This is a genomic window from Mesorhizobium muleiense (assembly GCF_900099905.1).
In the GTDB taxonomy this organism is placed as follows: Bacteria; Pseudomonadota; Alphaproteobacteria; order Rhizobiales; family Rhizobiaceae; genus Mesorhizobium; species Mesorhizobium muleiense.
Window position 1 is genome coordinate 22,289 of sequence record NZ_FNEE01000005.1, and the last position, 17,986, is coordinate 40,274.

Consider the following 17,986-nt stretch of genomic DNA (forward strand, 5'->3'; position numbering starts at 1 on the left):
TGAGATCGGCCGATCTATCGTGCTCCAACTTCCGGAACCACTCTCGTGAACCATTTCGACTACCGCGACGGCGTGCTGCATGCCGAGGACGTGGCGATATCAGAGATCGCCGCAAGCGTCGGCACGCCGTTCTATTGCTATTCGACGGCGACGCTGACCAGGCATTTCCGCGTGTTTGCGCAGGCCTTTGCCGGGCTCGACGCGCTGGTCTGCTATGCCATGAAGGCGAATTCCAACCAGGCTGTGCTAAAAATCCTGGCAAAACTCGGTGCCGGCGCCGACGTGGTCTCGGAAGGCGAACTGCGCCGCGCGCTGGCCGCCGGCATTCCGGCCAACAAGATCCTGTTTTCCGGCGTCGGCAAGACCGCGCGCGAAATGGATCTTGCACTCTCGGCCGGCATTTTGTGCTTCAACGTCGAATCCGAGCCGGAACTGGAATTGCTGTCGGCCCAAGCCGCGGCGCTGGACAAGGTGGCGCCGATCTCGCTGCGCATCAATCCGGATGTCGACGCCAAGACCCACAAGAAGATCTCCACCGGCAGGGCCGAGAACAAGTTCGGCATTCCCTGGCAGAAGGCGCGAAAGGTCTATGCCCGCGCAGCTGAGCTGCCTGGCATCAAGGTCACCGGCATCGACACTCATATCGGCAGCCAGATCACCGAGTTGCAGCCCTTCGACGACGCCTTTGCGCTGCTGGTGGAACTGGTCGGCGTGCTGCGCGCCGACGGGCACGCCATCGAGCATATCGACCTCGGCGGCGGCCTCGGCATACCCTACCGCGTCGACAACAGCCCGCCTCCCCTGCCGGACGCTTATGCTCAGATCGTCAAGAAGCACGTCGCTAGGCTCGGACTGAAGGTGATGTTCGAGCCGGGCCGGCTTATATCAGGCAATGCCGGCATCCTGGTCTCCCAGGTGATCTTCGTGAAGGAGGGCGACGCCAGGAATTTCCTGGTCGTCGACGCCGCGATGAACGATCTGATCCGGCCGACGCTCTATGACGCCTTCCATGACATCAAGCCGGTGGTGCAGCAGCCGGCCGCGGCGCCGCGCATGACGGTCGACGTGGTCGGCCCGGTCTGCGAGACCGGCGATTATCTCGGCCTCGACCGCGACCTGCCGCGGCTGAAGGCCGGCGACCTGATCGCCGTCGCCACCGCCGGCGCCTATGGCGCGGTGCAGGCCGGCACCTACAACACCAGGCCGCTGGTGCCTGAAGTGCTGGTCGACGGCGACCGTTTCCATGTCGTGCGCCGGCGCCAGACCTATGACGAGCTGATCGGCCTGGATTCGCTACCTGATTGGCTGGAATAGACCCATGATCCCGAAAAACGGCGGTTTCGGAAAAGATCATGGTCAACAAGAATGGATCGTCTGCAGCGCTACAGCCGGTGCTGGAGGAGCGCCCTGGTCTCGGCGATCCTGCTCTCGTCGCGGCGATAGAACGTCCACTGCTTGATACGTTTGCTGCGCAGAAGGCCCGCCTGGGTCAGCACCCGCATATGCTCGCTGAGCGTCGCCTGGGTAATCCCCAGCTTTTCGGCGATCAGCAGCGCGCAGACGCCGTCCTCGACCAGATCGCCATCCGTCTGCGGCGGAAAATGCGCTCGCGGATCCTTCAGCCAATCGAGGATTTGCAGCCTGCGCTCGTTGGCGATCGCCTTGAAGACATCAATCTCTTGCATTTAGTCATTTTGCTAAGTTACTAAGTGATGTCAACCCTTGGGAGCAGACCATGCTGAACGGCAATAGCATCACCCGCGAACGCATCGCCGCAATGGAGCCGCGCATCCGGCCATTCGTGCGCCACACGCCGGTGCTGCGCGTCGACATGGCCGATTTCGGCCGCCCGCCTCTTGGCGTCGACCTGAAGCTCGAATGCCTGCAGCATTCCGGCTCGTTCAAGGCGCGCGGCGCGTTCACCAATCTTCTCGAGCGGCCGGTTCCCGAGGCTGGCGTCGTCGCCGCATCGGGCGGCAATCATGGTGCCGCGGTCGCCTACGCCGCCATGCGGCTTGGCCACAAGGCAACCATCTTCGTTCCGGAGGTCAGCCCGCCGGCCAAGCTGGAACGCATCCGCGGCTATGGCGCCGAGCTGGTCGTCGGTGGCGCACGCTATGCCGAAGCGCTGGCCGCCAGCGAAGACTTTGCCGAAAGCTCCGGCGCGCTGCAGATCCATGCGTTCAACCAGGAGGAAACGCTGGTCGGGCAAGGCACGCTCGGCCTTGAGATCGAGACCGACCTGCCTGAACTCGACACGCTGCTGGTCGCCGTCGGCGGCGGCGGCCTGATCGGCGGCATCGCCGCCTGGTTTGCCGGCCGCATCAGGATCATCGCCGTCGAGCCGGAGGGCGCGCCGACGCTTCATCGCGCCTTCGAGGCCGGCCGGCCCGTCGATGCGCCGACTGAGGGCATCGCCGCCGATTCGCTGGCGCCGAAGCGCGTCGGCGAGATGATGTTTCCGATCGCCGAGGCCTTCGTCGAGCGTTCCATACTGGTCAGCGACGACGAGATCATCGCCGCGCAGGCGGCGCTTTGGGACCGGGTGCGAATCATCTCCGAGCCGGGCGGCGCCGCGGCCTTCGCGGCGCTCCTGTCCGGCCGCTACGCGCCGGCTGCGGGCGAGCGTGTCGCCGTGCTGGTCTGCGGCGCAAACGCCAATCCGGCTAAATTCTGACGATAGCGGGGGCAGTCCTGTTCACGTTTTAGGGAACTGCCTCGCCTTCGCCGTGTTTCTTGGTATGTTTGGAGCGACGTGCATCTAAGACTTTGAGTCCTTCGCATCCGATTTTCGGGCCGGTGCGATAGATTTGTGAGGTTCGGTTATCCCGCCCGAACAGGAAGGGCCGATGACGCAACGACCCACCTTCACCAGCGATCGCAGCCTGGCCGGGCGCCTTGCCGTGAGCCGGCTGGCGACGCGGGTCTCGATGACGGTCGAGCGTGGCTGGCCGTTGCTGCTTCCACTCGTCATCGTCGCCAGCCTGTTCCTCAGCGTCTCGTGGCTCGGCCTCTTCCTTTTGCTGCCCGACATGGCGCGCATCGGTCTTGTGGCTGTGTTCGCCATCGCAGCCTTTGTCGCGCTCTATCCCCTGCGTTTCTTCCGGGTGCCGTCCAGTGCCGAGATCGATCGGCGCATCGAGGCGGCCAACCTATTGCTGCACAGCCCGGTGCTGGTGCAGACGGACCGGCCAAGCGGCAGGGAAAGCATTTTTTCGCAAGCGCTGTGGCGCGAGCACCAGAAACGCATGGCCGAAAAACTCGGCAACCTCGGTGGCGACCTGCCACGCACCCGGGTGCCGGAGCGCGACCCTTGGGGGCTGCGCGCCGTGGCGGCGCTTGTGTTGGTCACCGCTTTCGCCTTCTCGTTCGGACCGTCGGGCGGCCGCATCGCGGACGGGTTCAGTGCCCACGCGGCGCGCGACGCCGTGCCGCCGCGCATCGACGCCTGGGTGACGCCGCCGGCCTACACCGGCAGGGCACCGGTCTTCCTCACTTCCCCAGCCCTCGCCAACCCGGCCCTTGCCAGCAATGCCAATCAGGCTGAGTCCACCTTCACCGTTCCGGAGGGCAGCGATGTGTCGCTGCGCGTCACCGGCGGCTCGGGCGAGGAAACGCTGAGCTATGCCGACGCCGACGGTAACGCCCGCACCATCGAGCCGGCCGGGCAGCAGGCCGACGCGGCCCAATCGGCTGCGGGCAAGCCGGCTGCGGCCAAGCCGGCGGCCTCAACGGTGCGCCAGTTCACCGGCAAGCTGACCGCCAACGGCACGCTGACGCTGAACTCGGGCGGCGACGAACTCGGCAGCTGGGCCTTCGCGGTGATCCCGGACAAGCCGCCACAAATCCGCTTCGTCGGCGAGCCGAAACGCGCCGTCAACGGCTCCTTCGAGCTCAACTACCAGATCGACGACGACTATGGCGCGGCCTCCGCCAAGGCGGATTTCGTATTGGCCGACCCACCGGCGCCGAATGCGCATCCGCTCTATGGCCCGCCCGAAATGCCGCTGACGCTGCCGCGCCGCGGCGTCAAGGGGAATGCCGCCAAGACCACGAAGGACCTGACCGAGCATGTCTGGGCCGGCGGCGACATCAAGCTCAGGCTTGTCGCCACCGACGATGCCGGCCATACGGCAACCAGCGAAACCAGGACCCTGGTGATGCCGGAGCGGCCATTCTCCAATCCGCTGGCCAAGGCCGTGATCGAGCAGCGCCGCGCGCTGGCGCTCGACGCCAACGCCAAGAGCCGCGTGCTCGACCTGATGGATGCGATCACGCTCAGGCCCGAAGACACGTTCGACAATATGGCGCACTACCTCGCCATCATGAGCGCCCGCACCCGGCTGAAGATGGCCGACAGCGACGACAAATTGCGCGACGAGGTCGCCTATCTCTGGGAGATCGCGCTCGGCATCGAGGAAGGCAATCTTTCGGACGCCGAGCGCCGGCTGCGCCAGGCGCAGCAGGCGTTGCAGGACGCGATCAAGAACGGCGCCAGCGACGAGGAAATCGACAAGGCGATGAAGGAACTGCGCGAGGCGATGAACCAGTTCCTGCAGGAATTCGCCCAGCGTGCGCAGCAGAATCCGAACGCGCCGCAGATGCAGCAGAACGGCCAGGAGCTGCGCCAGAGTGATATCGAACGGATGATGGACCAGATCGAGAATCTGGCGAAGTCCGGCGATCGCGACAGCGCGCAGCAATTGCTTTCGCAGCTGCAGGACATGATGAACAACCTGCAGGCCGGACGTCAGCAGCAGGGCGGCCAGCAGAACAGCGAAATGCGCCAGCAGATGGACAAGCTCGGCGAGATCATGCGGCGCCAGCAGGAGATGATGAACGAAACCTTCCGCATGGACCAGATGCAGCGCGGCCAGCAACAGCGTGGGCAGAACCGAGACGAGCAGCTCGGCGAGAACGGCGAGCAGGGCCAAATGGGCGAACAGGGCGAGCAGCCCGGCCCAGGCGAGGACCGCGATCCGCTCGGCCGGCCGAAGCCGATGACGCCGGAGGAATTCGCAGACGCGCTGAAGCAGTTGCAGGAAGGCCAGGGCAAACTGCAAAGCGAGCTCGACCAGTTGAGAAAAGGTCTCGAAGGCATGGGGCTCGAGCCCAATGAGGGATTTGGCGAGGCCGGCAAATCCATGGGCGATGCCGAACAGGCGCTTGGCGACAGCGATGGCGATCAGGCGGTCGGTCACCAGGGCCGCGCGCTGGAAGCGTTGCGCAAGGGCGCCAAGGACATGATGAAGCAATTGCAGGCCATGCAGGGGGACGAGGGCGAAGGCCAGCGCGGCGGCCGCCAGCAGAACGCCGACCGCGATCCGCTCGGCCGGCCACGCGCCACCGAGGGTCCAGATTTCGGCGATTCGGTGAAGGTGCCGGACGAGATCGACGTGCAGCGCGCCCGCCAGATCCTCGACGCGATCCGCAAGCGGCTCGGCAACGCGCTCAGCCCCGACATCGAGCGCAGCTATCTGGAGCGGCTGCTGGAGCTGAAGTAAAGCCGGCCTGCTCTAACGGTTGGTGAACGCCTCGCGGATCGCCTCTTCCATGCTGACGATGGCCTCGCCGGAAGCATTCGGATTACGCCGCAGCACCACGTTCGAGGAATCGATGTCGCCGAATCCATCGGCGGCGGTAAGCTCGCGGCAGCCAGCCGGGATGTTGCTGCGCGAGATCGGCGCAATCGCCAGCCCGGAGGTGACGGCAAGCCGCAGGCCGCCATTGGTATCGCTGGTATAGGCGACACGATAGGCGAGACCACGCTGTTCCAGCGACTTTATCGCAAAATCCTTGCACCAGCCGGCGCGATTGTAGAGCGCGATCGGCACCGGCCGCTCCTCATGCATATGGTGCAGCTCCGACGTCACCCACACGGTCGGATCATGCATCAGCACTTCACCGCCGGAGAGGTCCTGCCATTCGAACACCACCGCCAGATCGAGCTCGCCGGCGGCGAGCGCCGCGATCTGCGCACCGGAATGCGCGTAACGGACGGTGATGTCGACCTGAGGATGGCGCTTGGCAAAGGCGCCGAGCGCGCGCGACAGGATCGCGTGGCCATATTCCTCCGGAATGCCGATGCGCACCGGTCCGCCAAGCGGCGTCGCGACCATCGATGCCGCCGTCTCGTCCAGCAGCGACACGATGCGGCGGGCGTTGACGATGAGTTCGCCGCCGCGGCGCGTCAGCGCCACACCCCGCGAGCCGCGCTCGAACAGGCTGTCGCCGACCATATCTTCGAGCTTCTTCATCTGCATCGAAACCGCCGACTGGGTACGGCCGGCCTGCACCGCAGCCTTGGTGAAATTGCCGGCGTCGGCGACCGCGACGAAGGTGCGCAGCAGATCGCTGTCGAGCGTGGGCTTCATTTGTCCGCCATAAGAAAATCTGATTGCTGGCATCATTCCAATTCGTTTGCAACATGTCAAACGGCGGATAATAGTCGCTTCACCCATTGGATATGCGGCTGCGAAATCGGCTGCGGACCAAAAAAGTCCTCACTCGTACCCGCTGCCCGAAATGGTGGCGGGTTCTTTTTAATGCGGGTCGCCCAAAAGCATGTCCTCGGGCCTGACCCTGGGCCTGACCCGAGGGTGCGAAGCGGTTTTGGGCGATATGCATAAAACAAAGTTACGCGGGCCCGGCTCTCGGGCCGCGCACGCAAGGAGCCGTCGAACGACATGCAGAACCGGATCGTCCTCGGCATGGCAAGCCTTTGCCTCGGCGTTCTGGTGTTCTCGCTCCAGGATCCGCTGATCAAGGCCGTATCGGGCACCTATCCGGTGACCGAGGTGATGGCGATCCGCTCGATCGTCGCCCTGCCCATTCTTCTTGTGCTGGTTCATGCCGATGTCGGGCTCAGGGCGATCTTTTCGAAGCGGTTTCGCATGCTGACGATGCGCGCCTTGATCCTGTTCACCTCCTACACGCTCTACTACCTGGCGATCGCCGCCCTGCCGCTTGCCGACGCGGTGGCGCTCTATTTCATGGCACCGCTGTTCATCATGGCGCTTGCCGGCCCCTATCTCGGCGAACGGGTAGCGGGGCAGACACTGGTCACCGTCATGGTCGGCATGCTCGGCGTGCTGGTGATGCTGCGACCCGGCGCCGGGCTGTTCGACTGGGCGGCGCTGCTGTCGCTGGCCTCGGCGGTGCTGTACGGTTTTTCGCAGTTGATGGCCCGCAAGATCGGCGACACCGAATCATCCACAGTCATGGCGTTCTATCAAAACGGCGTCTATCTCCTGGGCGCTGCAGCGGTCGCCGGGCTGTTCTGGCTGGCAGGAATAGCTCATGCCACGCATCCGAGCCTCGAATTCCTGGTCAGGCCATGGATCTGGCCGACGTCAATCGACTTCCTGACGATGGCCGCCTGCGGCGTCGTGGCTTCGGCCGGGATGATCCTGTTGTCGCAGGCCTACCGGCTGGCGCCGGCCAACGGCGTCGCCACCTTCGAATACACCGGCATCATCTGGTCGCCGCTGTGGGGCTTCCTGTTCTTTGCCGAAGTGCCGCGATCGACCACCGTCGTCGGCGCCGCCCTCATCATCGGCGCCGGTCTGTTCGCGCTCAACGCCAGCCGGCGCCGGAGCAGCGCGCCGGCAATCGCAGCGACCTGCGATCCGGCCTGACCGCGCGGAATCTTAAGCGAAACAGGCGAGCGCCTGTTCGACGCGCGCGCGGATTTCGGCCAGCGTGAACGGCTTCTGCACGACGTCCACAATGACGCCGTTCAATTCCTCGGCGCGCTCGCGCTGGTCGGCATAGCCGGTCATCAGCAAGATCTTCATCGCCGGGAAAAGCGATGCAGCCGCCTTGGCCATGTGGATGCCGTCCATCTCCGGCATCCGGATATCCGAGACGACAAGGTCGTAGCCGCCACGTGCAGCGCGGATCAGGGCAAGCCCCTGCGCGCCGTCGGCGGCGATGTCGATCATGTGCCCGGCGCGTTCGAGCGCGCGAGCGGCGAGGGTGCGGACGGACTCATCGTCCTCAACGATCAGGAGCTTTGCCATAGCCGAATGTTGGCGTGGAAAAGTTGACTTTTCCTGAACCGCAACCGCATCGAAGATGAATCTAGGCGTCGCCCTTGACGACGCCGACAAACGGCAGTTCGCGAAAGGCGTGGGCGACATCCATGCCGTAGCCGACGACGAAATAGTCGGGGCAGTCGAAGCCGACATAGTCGGCGTTGAGCGTGGTCTGGCGGCGCATGCGCTTGTCGAGCAGCACGGCGATGGCGCAGCTTTTGGCGCCGCGCGACAGCATCAGGTCGCGGGTGAAGGACAGCGTCTTGCCGGATTCGAGGATGTCGTCGACCAACAGCACGTCTCGGCCGGCGACCTCATTGTCGATGTCGCGCAGCACCCTCACCTCGCCGCTGGTGGTGCCGGCACCGTAGCTGGAGATGAAGATGAACTCGACCTCGGGCGACAGGCCGACATCGTGCATGGCGCGGATGAGGTCGGCGGCGAAGATGAACGATCCCTTCAGCACCGAAATCACCAGAAGGTCGTGATAATCGCGCCCGGCGATCTCCTTGGCGAGCTCCAGATTGCGGCGGGCAATCGCCGACGCCGAAAACAGGACCTCGATATCCTTGCCGCGCACGATTGGCATTGGCTGCCCTTCCAGAAATGATCGCCGCTAATTGGCGAAGCTGACCGAGACGGTCTTGACCCCGTTTCTAGGCATGTCGAGCCGGCTGGAAAAGCCAAATCTTTCGCCGGGCGCCAGCGAACGGTTAAATGTCGCCAGCCTATAACGGGTTGTGCGCCTGTCATTGCCGGTGACCCGGACTTCCAGCGGTGGCAATGGCGACGGGCTGGCGCCGTCATTCGCGGCCTCGCCACCGACGAACAGGACAGGTTGCGGCCCGGACGCATCGATACGCGACGTAACGCCTGAAATGGTCAGGGCAGCGCCCGCTTGTCGCGCCGCCAGAAGAAGCGGCGTCTGGCGCACCAGCGCGTGCCCGCCCGAGATCCAGAAGGCTGCAAACGCGGCACTGAGGCCGGCGATCCAGAAGATCGGCCCGCCGCGCGACGCCCGCAGCCGTTCCATCGCCGCTACCGGCTTGCGCAGCATGTCCATGCCTTTGATCGATGGCGTGGTGATCACGCGCAAAAGCGGCGGTGAAACGCCCGTGCTGGCGGTTAAACGCGGCAGCACCTCGTAGTCGGCGTCGACGATGTCACCGGCCGGATCACGCATGATGCGTTCCGGCGCAGGATTTGCGGCCGTATCGGTCATGATTTCGCCGGAAACCGGGCGCGCGGTTCGATCGTCAGCCATCGCGGCCCCAGCACTTCGCACTTGTTCGCTCTTCGTTTCTTATGCGTAAACGGAAATGGTTAACGTTTCCCCTGGAAACCCCTTGTGACGCGCCCAAAAAACCCCAAAATTAACCGCCGGTTAACCATGCCGGCCGATGGTCTTTTCTCAGAGAAGGCTGCCTCGTCGCCGCCGCAAGTTTCAGGTCGTCGAACGTGATCCGCTTCGAAAATGTCGGCCTCCGCTATGGCATGGGTCCGGAAATCCTCCGCGACATTTCCTTGCACATACCGGAGCGCTCCTTCCAGTTCCTGAGCGGCCCTTCGGGCGCCGGCAAGACGACGCTGCTGCGGCTTTTGTTCATGTCGCTCAAGCCGACGCGTGGGCTGATCACCATCTTCGGCAAAGACCGCTCGCGCATCTCGCGCGCCGAGCTGCCGCATCTGCGGCGGCGCATCGGCGTGGTGTTCCAGGACTTTCGCCTGCTCGACCACATGACGACCTATGAGAATGTGGCCTTGCCGCTGCGCGTGCGCGGGCGCGAGGAGGCCAGCTACCGCACCGATGTGACCGAGCTCTTGAAATGGGTCGGCCTTGGCGAGCGCATGCATGTGCTGCCGCCGGTGCTATCGGGTGGCGAGAAGCAGCGCGCCGCAATCGCCAGGGCGCTGATCGAGCAGCCCGAAATCCTGCTCGCCGATGAGCCGACCGGCAATGTCGATCCGCCGCTGGCGCGACGCCTGTTGCGGCTGTTCATCGAACTCAACCGGCTGGGCACCGCCGTGGTGATCGCAACGCACGACCTCGGCCTGATGGAACAGGTCGACGCACGCCGCATGATCCTGTCCGGCGGAAGGCTGGATATCTATGACTGACTTTTCCGCTCGCCATGTCGAAGACCAACACGCTAACAGGGCTGGGACGCAGCGCGTTCAGCGCAAGATGGCGCCGATCGTGCCCGCCCAGAACATCGCCGGCCGGGCGCTGGTCCTGGTGATCGCCATCATGACGTTCCTCTCCTGCCTGACCTTCGGCGCGGTGACGCTGGTGCGCGACACCGCCTCGGTCTGGGAGAACCAGATCTCACGCGAGGCGACGATCCAGATCAAGCCGATGGACGGTCTCGACATCGAGGCAGCACTTGCCCAGGCCTCGCAGATCGCCGGCGAATTCCCTGGCGTGAAGAGCGCCAGGATCGTCGACCGCGATGCCACGGCGCGGCTTTTGGAGCCCTGGCTGGGTTCGGGTCTCAACATCGACGAACTGCCGGTGCCGCGTCTGATCATCGTCACCATAGACGAGACCAACCCGCCCGATTTCGCCGCAATGCGCGCCGCGATCACGCCGAAACTGCCCAGTGCCTCGCTTGACGACCATCGCACCTGGGTCGACCGGCTGGTCGCCATGGCCCGCACCACGGTGACCATCGGCATCGCCGTGTTGGCGCTGATGCTGGCGGCAACCGTGCTGACCGTGGTGTTCGCGACGCGCGGCGCCATGGCCGGCAACGGCCACATCATCGAGGTGCTGCATTTCGTCGGCGCCGAAGCGCGCTTTATCGCGCGCGAATTCCGCCACCACTTTCTCGTCACCGGCATGAAGGGCGCCGCCGCCGGGGGTGCGGCGGCGGTGTTCGTCTTCATCGTCTTCTCGTGGTGGTCGTCGCGAAACATGGCGACGCCGCAGGCCGATCAGGCGACCGCCCTGTTCGGCAATTTCGCCATTGGTTCGGCGGGCTATCTCGGCGTTGTTCTCATGGTGCTGGTCATCGGTGCGCTGACGGCGGCAACCTCCCATGTCACCGTCGTCACCTATCTCAGCGACATCGATGTCCGCCAGCCGGACGCAGGGTGATCACGAATAGAGAATTAGCGTAACGAAATTTGTGCTTTCCGACCTACTAAACGCCGTATTTCGGAGTTAACGATAAGGACGATGGACGCGCGCGACTCGACCGGAATGGCTGGACAGTTGCCCTTGGTGATCACGCGTTCAAGCGAGCGCGTCAAGCCCGGTCGATTGGCGAGCGCGCTGCGCATCTCCGCTTTCTTTCTGCTCGTGCTGGTAACGTTGTTTGCCGGCGGCTTTGGCTGGTTCGCCAGCACCGTCAGCCGTCTCGCGACGCCCGCCAATCCGGCAAGGGCCGATGCCATCATCGTGCTGACCGGCGGCCATTCGCGTCTCGACGCGGCCATGGGCCTGCTGGCGTCCGGCAAGGGCGAGCGGCTGCTGATCAGTGGCGTGCATCCTTCCGCCAGCCGCCGCCAGCTTCAGGTCGCGACCCGCGGCGACAAGGAATTGTTTTCCTGCTGCGTCGACATCGACCGTGCCGCGCTCGACACGATCGGCAATGCCGAGGAAAGCGCCAAGTGGGTGGAAGACCACGCCTATGGCACCGTGATCCTCGTCACCAACAACTATCACATGCCGCGCAGCCTGCTGGAAATGGGCCGGCTGCTGCACAAGGCCAGGCTCGAGCCCTATCCTGTGGTCAACAGCAATCTTGGCAATGGCGGCTGGCTGACCAAGCCGAGAGCCTTGCGCGTGCTGTTCACCGAATACAACAAATATCTACTGGCGCTGGCGCGCGGCATCGTGCCGGTCAAGCCAACGCCAACCGGCATCGCGCTGGCCGAGGCTGTTGCGCCGAACTGAGCCGATCTGGAACCGGCAGCGCTATCATTCCTTGAGCGTGGCGCTTGAGACGCTGCGCAGCCGCGCGATCTCGTGTTCGAGACGTTCGATACGCTTGTCCCGCTCGGCCAGCGCCGCCGCCACATCGGCCGCTTCGAAACGCTGTGGAATGTGCTGCGGACAATTGGAATCCCAGGCCGAAACCGTGAACAGGATGATCTGCTCCGGGCGCGCCTTGTAGCCTTCCGGCATCAGCTTCGCCATCAGTTCGGCGTCCTGTTCGACGACCCGTGCGCTGCCCCAGATCTTGATGCGCTGCCGATGCGCATAGTCGATCAGGAACAGGAAAGCCCGCGGGTTGTCGTCCAGATTGCCTTGGGTGATGAATTGCTTGTTGCCGGAAAAATCGGCGAAGCCGATCGTCCGCTCGTCGAGCACCTTGAGGAAGCCGGCCGGCCCGCCGCGATGCTGGATGTAGGGCTGGCCCTCACCATTGGCCGTCGACAGGAAGACGCTGGTCTGCGCCTCGATGAAGGCGGCGAGATCGGGCGTGATATCAGCTTGCCAGCTGCCGCGCTCCTCGACGCGGGCATAGGCCTCGCGTGAGCCTTTGCGGGCCTGGATCGCCTTGACGGTTGGCGTAAAGGCGACATCGCTGGTGAAGAGGTGAGCATTCATGGAAAGCCTCCTTCAAAGGCCGAGTTCCGATAGAGAGGGATGACCGTCCGGCCGGCGGCCAAGCGGCCAATGATATTTGCGGTCGGCCTCGAGGATCGGCAGGTCGTTGATGCTGGCGATGCGCAGGCGCATCAATCCAAGCTCATCAAACTCCCAGTTCTCATTGCCGTAGCTGCGAAACCACGAGCCGCTGTGGTCGTGCCATTCATAAGCGAAACGCACGGCGATACGGTTGTCGCGGAAGGCCCAGACCTCCTTGATGAGCCGGTAGTCGCGTTCGCGACCCCATTTGCGTGTGAGGAATGTCTGGATAGCCTCGCGCCCTTGCAGGAACTCGGCCCGGTTGCGCCAGCGGCTGTCGATTGTGTAGGCAAGCGCGACCCGTGCCGGATCACGGGAGTTCCAGGCATCCTCAGCCATGCGTGCCTTCTGTGCGGCGGTCTCGGCGGTGAATGGCGGGAGCGGCGGGCGGCTTTCAGACATGGGAACTCCTTGCGACTGACTCAGGCTGCCCTGCGGGCAGAAACGACCGGAAAGTCGATTTCCGTCCTGGCGACCTCATTGACATAGTTGGTCCAGACATTGAGAGCGACATGCTGGACGATCTCGATGATCTGCGCATCGTCGTAGCCTGCGAGCCTGACGGCGCTGAGATCCTCGTCACCGATATGGCCGCGGTCGCGCGCAATCTTGGTGGCGAAACGCACGGCTGCGGCGGCCTTGGGATCGTTGGAACTGCCCGCGCGATTGGCGACCATTTCGGCATCATCAAGCTTGGCGAGATTCTTGCCGAGATAGGTGTGAGCGGAAAGGCAGTAGTTGCAGCCATTGACCTCGGCAACCGCCAGAGCAATGCGCTCGCGCGTCGGCGCGGGCAGTCGGCCTTTGGCAAGCGCTCCAGACAGGCTGAGATAGCCTTCAAGCGCAGCCGGGCTATTGGAAACAAGCCTGAAGAGGTTAGGCACGACGCCGAGTTGCTTCTCGACGGCATGTAACATCGGCTGCGACGCAGCAGGCGCGGCCTCTATAGACGCTGGTGTAGGGATACGGGGCATCGGCATTCCTTCTCGTTGATCAGCTCGCCGCCAAAACATGGCCCCTTCCATCGCTCGGATGTAGATGCCATATTTGCAACCTATCCTTCCATTTTCCGGGAGAAATATGGATCGCCTCGAGGCCATGTCGCTTTTTGTCGCCGCGGCGGAGGCCGGCAGCCTTTCGGCCGCCGGACGCCGTTTCGGCATCCCGCTTGCAACGGTCAGCCGCAAGGTCTCCGACCTGGAGCGGCATCTGAAGACGCGTCTTCTGAATCGCTCGACGCGGCAGCTGACGCTGACCGACACAGGTCACGCCTACCTCGCTGCCTGCCGTCGCATTCTCGACGAGGTCGGCGAGGCCGAGCGGACTGCCGCCGGCGAATACAGCGCCCCGACAGGCGAACTGATCATCACCGCACCGATCGTCTTTGGCCGCCTGCATGTGCTGCCGGTCGTCACCGGCTTTCTCGCTGCCTACCCCGACGTAGCTATTCGGCTGATGCTTGCGGACCGGATAACCCAGTTGACCGAGGAGCACATCGATCTCGCCATCCGCATCGGCCAGCTTCCCGACTCCAGTCTGGTGGCCACCCGCATCGGCTCGATTCGGCGCGTTGTTTGCGCGAGCCCTGCCTATCTGGCCGAGCACGGCACGCCGCGGACGCCGAAAGACCTCGCGGCACACGACTGCGTCACCTTCGAGGGACTCACCGCTCCCGCCGCATGGACTTTTGCCACGGGCAAGACCGAACTCACCGTTCCGATCCGCTCACGGCTTCGGGTCAACACCGCGGAAGCGGCGATCGATGCCGCGATTGCCGGCATCGGGTTGACGAGGGTGCTTTCCTACCAGATCACAGCTGCAGTGCGGTCGGGCACCCTCCGCACCGTGCTGGAGGCATTCGAGCCGCAGCCATGGCCGGTCAGCCTCGTGCATGCCGGCCAGGGTCTGCTGCCGGTGAAACTGCGTGCGTTCCTCGATTTCGCCGCCCCACGCCTGAAGAAACGGCTGGTGCAAGAGACGTGGCAGACCTGACGAACGGGCCATCGCACCCTTTCCTTTTTGCCCGCGCTTGGTGTAACCAACGCACACCTCCTCACCGGGCTCTTCCTGCATGCTTTATGTCCGCTCGCTGGCGTTCAACTTCGTCTTCTACGTCAATCTGATCCTCCAGATGATCCTCTGGACCCCGTACTATTTCCTGTCGCCGCGCCACCGCGCCTGGTTCGTGCCGAAATTCTGGTCACACACCAGCATGTGGCTCTATGACAAGATCGCCGGCACCAAAAGCGAGATCACCGGCCAGGAAAACCTACCCGAGGGTTCCTTCATCCTGGCGCCGAAGCATCAGTCCTTCTGGGACGCGATCGCCTTTTTCCCGTTCCTGCAGGATCCGATCTACATCCTGAAGCGGGAACTGACCTGGATCCCGTTCTTCGGCTGGTACATCCTGAAAATGCGAATGATCCCGGTCGACCGCGGCAGCCGCTCGAAGGCGCTGAAAGCGGTGGTCGCCGCGACCAGGCAGGAACTGGCGCGCAATCCCCGCCAGCTGATCATCTATCCCGAGGGCACGCGCCGGGCGCCGGGCGACGAGCCGGCCTATAAATACGGCATCGTCGAGCTCTATATCCAGCTTGGCATTCCGGTGGTGCCGGTCGCCCATGTCGCCGGCCTCTACTGGCCGCGGCGAAAATTCCTGCGCTATCCCGGCACGATCAAGGCCCGCTTCCTGCCGCCGATCCCGGCGGGTTTGGGCAAGGAGGAATTCATGGAACGGCTGATCGGCGAGACGGAAGCCGCCTGCGACCAGCTGCTCATCGAGGCGTCCCAGGCGCCAAACCCGCCGCCAATGCCGCCAACGGCGGTAAAGCGGCTGAGGGAACTTGGCTCCGATATCCCGACCTGAACCATCTTGCTTGGTCGGCAGTATCCCCTAGGGAATCACAGCCAGCGCCGTGGTCAAAACCAGTGTTGCCGCGAACATCAGATTGATGATCCGCGACGCCAGCAGATTGCGCAGGAAGCGCGCAAACGCTGCCCCGGCGAGAAGCCACAGGACATGGATGGCGATGATCATCGAAGCGAGGACCGCCAGCTTGAGACCTGCATCGAGCTCACCAGCGGACGACGTGCCGGCAAATACGGCGGCAATCGCCACATAGGCTTTTGGGTTGGCAACGGCCAGAAGAAACCCGCCGAGGAATGTGGGACGCGCCGCGCCGCCGGTACGCGCTGCCAGAGGCGGGGCCGTTGCTATCTTGAAGGCGAGGTAGAGGATGTAGGCTGCGGATGCCACCGTCAGGAGGGGTGTGAGCGTCGGCACAGAGGCGAGCGTGGCCGTAATGCCCGTCGCCACGACCAAAAGCACGGCGACCGTACCAAGAATGATGCCCGAGGCGTAGCGGAGCGAATCGCGCGGGCCGAAGGCGGCGCCAACGGCGGTGACGCTTATCGTCGCCGGCCCCGGACTGCCCATCACGACCGCCGATGCCAGCACAAGCGCGAGCAATTGCTGCCATAGTTCCGGATGGGAAAAGACCTGTTCGGACATCTGTATACCAGTATCCAGGCGCGATGCCGGCAATGGTATGGCAGGGCACAGGAGGCGTCTTGAACGATCGTGCAGGGAGCGTTCCGGCGCCGGCCGCGCCCGGTTCTTGGCTGCTGTTTGATCAAGCCATCGCTTCGCGCTGGCGTCTAAGCACTCGCGCTGTCGAGCTCGACGATATCGTCCGGACCGAACTCCAATGATGCGGTGCGGACGAGGCTGTCTACCTGATCCAATGTCGTGGCACTGGCGATCGGCGCGGTGACGCCGGGCCGCGCGATCACCCAAGCGAGCGCCACTTCCGCCGGCTTGGCCGCGTGACGTGCCGACACGGCGTCGAGTGCCGCCAGGACGCGCATGCCGCGCGCGTTGAGATAGTTCTTCACGTCGTCGCCACGCGCGCTTTTGCCGAGATCGGCTTCGCTGCGGTACTTGCCGCTCAAAAACCCCTTGGCGAGGCTGAAATAGGTGATGACGCCGATATCCTCGGCCATGCACAGATCGCGCAGCGGTCCATCGAAAGAGGCGCGATCGTAGAGATTGTATTCCGGCTGCAGCACCGAATAGCGCGGCAGGCCCCGCAAGCTTGCCACGTCGAGCGCGGCGCGCAACTGGCCAGCATCGAGATTGGACGCGCCGACGTGGCGGATCTTGCCCTTGTCGAGCAGCTTTTGATAGGCGCCGAGCGTTTCCTCGTAGGGGGTGGCCGGGTCCGGCCAGTGCGACAGATAGAGATCCACGACTTCGGTCTGCAGCCGCTGCAGCGACGCATCGATGGCCTTTTCGATATAGGCCGCGGAGAGGTCTTTCCTGCCCTGCCCCATGTCCGACCCGACCTTGGTGATCACCACAACCTTGTCGCGATTGCCGCGGCTTTTCATCCATTTGCCGATGATCGTTTCGGATTCGCCGCCCTTGTTGCCGGGAACCCAGCGCGAATAGGCATCGGCGGTGTCGATGGCGTTGAGGCCGGCGCCGACGAACCGGTCGAGCAGGTCGAAAGAGGTTTTCTCGTCGGCGGTCCAGCCGAAGACGTTGCCACCCAGAACCAGCGGCGCGATGGACAGGTCGGTTTGACCGAGACGACGTTTCTGCAAGACTGATCTCCGTGGGGAATGGAAAGAAGCGGGCGAAAAGCCCCGTGACCGGCTTAACCTATGGCGGGCCGCACCAACGTCAAAGGGCCGGCCGACTTTTCCACCGACCAGCGCTTCACAAAGGCGCGATCCGTTTCGCCACCTCTTCCAGCCAATGGTCGCGGATCCCCAGCGCCTCGAGGTGCTCCAGCGTGCTGGACACGTAGTCCTCATTCTTTCCCGACTGGCCGACGGCGCCGCGAACGACGCTCGCCGCATCGGCCGCATCGAGCGCACCGGCATATTGCTCGTGGCTACGGTCGACGACATAGGCGACAGCCTCGACCGTCTCGCCTCCGCCCGTCTCGCCGCCATTCTCGCCCCCACCTTTGTCGGCCCCACGCGTGTCCCCCTTGTCGAGGCGAATGCTAAGCATGCGCTCGAGATAGACATTGGTGACCAGCTCGCGTTCGCGCAGATAGGTGATGACCTCGTTGCGCAGATCGCCGGGGACGCGGAAAGCCAGCCCGATGCAGGAGCCGCCACGGTCGAGGCCGAGCACCAGGCCGGGCCGTTCGCGCGTGCCGCGATGCACGAAGGAGTAGACGCACAGCGAGCGGCGGTAGCCATGGAGGCGGGCCCGCCGCGTCTCGACATGCGCAAATCCCGGCCGCCAGATCAGCGAGCCGTAGCCAAAAACCCAAAAATCGCCCATATCGCCAAGCCTGGT

Annotated in this window: 20 protein-coding genes; 9 read left to right on the top strand and 11 right to left on the bottom strand. The window is 64.1% G+C overall.

Going from position 1 to position 17,986, the window contains the following annotated elements; translation table 11 throughout:
- Positions 1 to 45: 45 nt before the first annotated feature.
- The gene (gene lysA / locus BLT09_RS11365) at positions 46 to 1,314 is read left to right on the top strand and encodes a diaminopimelate decarboxylase (protein WP_091593067.1); all 1,269 of its coding nucleotides are present in this window, start codon (positions 46 to 48) and stop codon (positions 1,312 to 1,314) included.
- Positions 1,315 to 1,382: 68 nt separating this feature from the next.
- Here the strand turns inward: lysA and BLT09_RS11370 are convergent, their stop codons facing one another.
- Positions 1,383 to 1,685 carry an ArsR/SmtB family transcription factor gene (locus BLT09_RS11370; protein ID WP_091593070.1) on the bottom strand — a complete coding sequence of 101 codons (303 nt, stop codon included), beginning with the start codon at positions 1,683 to 1,685 and terminating at the stop codon, positions 1,383 to 1,385.
- A 50-nt stretch (positions 1,686 to 1,735) separates the two neighbouring features.
- Here BLT09_RS11370 and BLT09_RS11375 point away from each other — a divergent pair, with 50 nt between their 5' ends.
- Both BLT09_RS11375 and BLT09_RS11380 read left to right on the top strand, forming a co-directional pair.
- Positions 1,736 to 2,677 carry a threonine/serine dehydratase gene (locus BLT09_RS11375; RefSeq protein ID WP_091593072.1) on the top strand — a complete coding sequence of 314 codons (942 nt, stop codon included), beginning with the start codon at positions 1,736 to 1,738 and terminating at the stop codon, positions 2,675 to 2,677.
- A 172-nt stretch (positions 2,678 to 2,849) separates the two neighbouring features.
- The gene (locus tag BLT09_RS11380) at positions 2,850 to 5,504 is read left to right on the top strand and encodes a TIGR02302 family protein (protein ID WP_091593074.1); all 2,655 of its coding nucleotides are present in this window, start codon (positions 2,850 to 2,852) and stop codon (positions 5,502 to 5,504) included.
- 12 nt (positions 5,505 to 5,516) lie between these two features.
- Here BLT09_RS11380 and BLT09_RS11385 read toward each other — a convergent pair whose 3' ends face one another.
- The gene (locus BLT09_RS11385; RefSeq protein WP_091593075.1) at positions 5,517 to 6,374 is read right to left on the bottom strand and encodes a LysR family transcriptional regulator; all 858 of its coding nucleotides are present in this window, start codon (positions 6,372 to 6,374) and stop codon (positions 5,517 to 5,519) included.
- A gap of 312 nt (positions 6,375 to 6,686) precedes the next feature.
- Between BLT09_RS11385 and BLT09_RS11390 the strand changes: the two genes are divergently transcribed.
- Positions 6,687 to 7,637, top strand: coding sequence for a DMT family transporter (locus tag BLT09_RS11390; protein ID WP_091593077.1), 951 nt, complete (start codon positions 6,687 to 6,689; stop codon positions 7,635 to 7,637).
- Between the two features lie 12 nt (positions 7,638 to 7,649).
- Here BLT09_RS11390 and BLT09_RS11395 read toward each other — a convergent pair whose 3' ends face one another.
- The 3 genes from BLT09_RS11395 to BLT09_RS11405 form a co-directional block, all read right to left on the bottom strand.
- Positions 7,650 to 8,021 (bottom strand): response regulator, encoded by a 372-nt coding sequence (locus BLT09_RS11395; RefSeq protein WP_091593079.1) that lies wholly within the window; start codon positions 8,019 to 8,021, stop codon positions 7,650 to 7,652.
- Between the two features lie 61 nt (positions 8,022 to 8,082).
- Positions 8,083 to 8,625, bottom strand: a complete 543-nt coding sequence (gene hpt, locus BLT09_RS11400) for a hypoxanthine phosphoribosyltransferase (protein WP_091593082.1) — start codon at positions 8,623 to 8,625, stop codon at positions 8,083 to 8,085.
- A 27-nt stretch (positions 8,626 to 8,652) separates the two neighbouring features.
- Positions 8,653 to 9,300: a hypothetical protein gene (locus tag BLT09_RS11405; protein ID WP_091593500.1), complete on the bottom strand. Its 648-nt coding sequence runs from the start codon at positions 9,298 to 9,300 to the stop codon at positions 8,653 to 8,655.
- A gap of 194 nt (positions 9,301 to 9,494) precedes the next feature.
- Here BLT09_RS11405 and ftsE point away from each other — a divergent pair, with 194 nt between their 5' ends.
- The 3 genes from ftsE to BLT09_RS11420 all read left to right on the top strand — a co-directional run bounded on the left by ftsE (position 9,495) and on the right by BLT09_RS11420 (position 11,934).
- Positions 9,495 to 10,154, top strand: a complete 660-nt coding sequence (gene ftsE, locus BLT09_RS11410; protein WP_023797212.1) for a cell division ATP-binding protein FtsE — start codon at positions 9,495 to 9,497, stop codon at positions 10,152 to 10,154.
- Positions 10,147 to 11,133, top strand: coding sequence for a cell division protein FtsX (locus tag BLT09_RS11415; RefSeq protein WP_091593084.1), 987 nt, complete (start codon positions 10,147 to 10,149; stop codon positions 11,131 to 11,133). Before ftsE ends, BLT09_RS11415 begins: the two co-directional genes overlap by 8 nt.
- A gap of 81 nt (positions 11,134 to 11,214) precedes the next feature.
- Positions 11,215 to 11,934, top strand: a complete 720-nt coding sequence (locus tag BLT09_RS11420) for a YdcF family protein (protein WP_091593086.1) — start codon at positions 11,215 to 11,217, stop codon at positions 11,932 to 11,934.
- A gap of 24 nt (positions 11,935 to 11,958) precedes the next feature.
- Here BLT09_RS11420 and BLT09_RS11425 read toward each other — a convergent pair whose 3' ends face one another.
- The 3 genes from BLT09_RS11425 to BLT09_RS11435 are packed head-to-tail and all read right to left on the bottom strand — an operon-like array spanning position 11,959 to position 13,646.
- A complete protein-coding gene (locus tag BLT09_RS11425; RefSeq protein WP_091593088.1) occupies positions 11,959 to 12,591 on the bottom strand; it encodes a pyridoxamine 5'-phosphate oxidase family protein in 633 nt (210 codons plus the stop codon).
- 12 nt (positions 12,592 to 12,603) lie between these two features.
- On the bottom strand, positions 12,604 to 13,074 hold the full coding sequence (locus tag BLT09_RS11430) for a nuclear transport factor 2 family protein (protein ID WP_023797208.1): 471 nt from the start codon (positions 13,072 to 13,074) through the stop codon (positions 12,604 to 12,606).
- 20 nt (positions 13,075 to 13,094) lie between these two features.
- The gene (locus tag BLT09_RS11435) at positions 13,095 to 13,646 is read right to left on the bottom strand and encodes a carboxymuconolactone decarboxylase family protein (protein ID WP_023797207.1); all 552 of its coding nucleotides are present in this window, start codon (positions 13,644 to 13,646) and stop codon (positions 13,095 to 13,097) included.
- A 106-nt stretch (positions 13,647 to 13,752) separates the two neighbouring features.
- Here BLT09_RS11435 and BLT09_RS11440 point away from each other — a divergent pair, with 106 nt between their 5' ends.
- Together BLT09_RS11440 and BLT09_RS11445 are read left to right on the top strand one after the other, a co-directional pair.
- Positions 13,753 to 14,664 (top strand): LysR family transcriptional regulator, encoded by a 912-nt coding sequence (locus BLT09_RS11440; protein ID WP_091593089.1) that lies wholly within the window; start codon positions 13,753 to 13,755, stop codon positions 14,662 to 14,664.
- Positions 14,665 to 14,743: 79 nt separating this feature from the next.
- Positions 14,744 to 15,538: a lysophospholipid acyltransferase family protein gene (locus BLT09_RS11445; RefSeq protein WP_091593091.1), complete on the top strand. Its 795-nt coding sequence runs from the start codon at positions 14,744 to 14,746 to the stop codon at positions 15,536 to 15,538.
- A 27-nt stretch (positions 15,539 to 15,565) separates the two neighbouring features.
- On the opposite strand, the gene BLT09_RS11450 is transcribed toward BLT09_RS11445, so the two are convergent.
- The 3 genes from BLT09_RS11450 to BLT09_RS11460 all read right to left on the bottom strand — a co-directional run bounded on the left by BLT09_RS11450 (position 15,566) and on the right by BLT09_RS11460 (position 17,971).
- Positions 15,566 to 16,183 (bottom strand): LysE family translocator, encoded by a 618-nt coding sequence (locus BLT09_RS11450; protein ID WP_091593093.1) that lies wholly within the window; start codon positions 16,181 to 16,183, stop codon positions 15,566 to 15,568.
- 146 nt (positions 16,184 to 16,329) lie between these two features.
- Positions 16,330 to 17,277, bottom strand: coding sequence for an aldo/keto reductase (locus BLT09_RS11455; protein WP_091593095.1), 948 nt, complete (start codon positions 17,275 to 17,277; stop codon positions 16,330 to 16,332).
- Between the two features lie 115 nt (positions 17,278 to 17,392).
- Complete coding sequence (locus BLT09_RS11460; RefSeq protein ID WP_091593097.1) at positions 17,393 to 17,971, bottom strand: gamma-glutamylcyclotransferase; 579 nt, start codon at positions 17,969 to 17,971, stop codon at positions 17,393 to 17,395.
- Between the last annotated feature and the right edge of the window lie 15 nt (positions 17,972 to 17,986).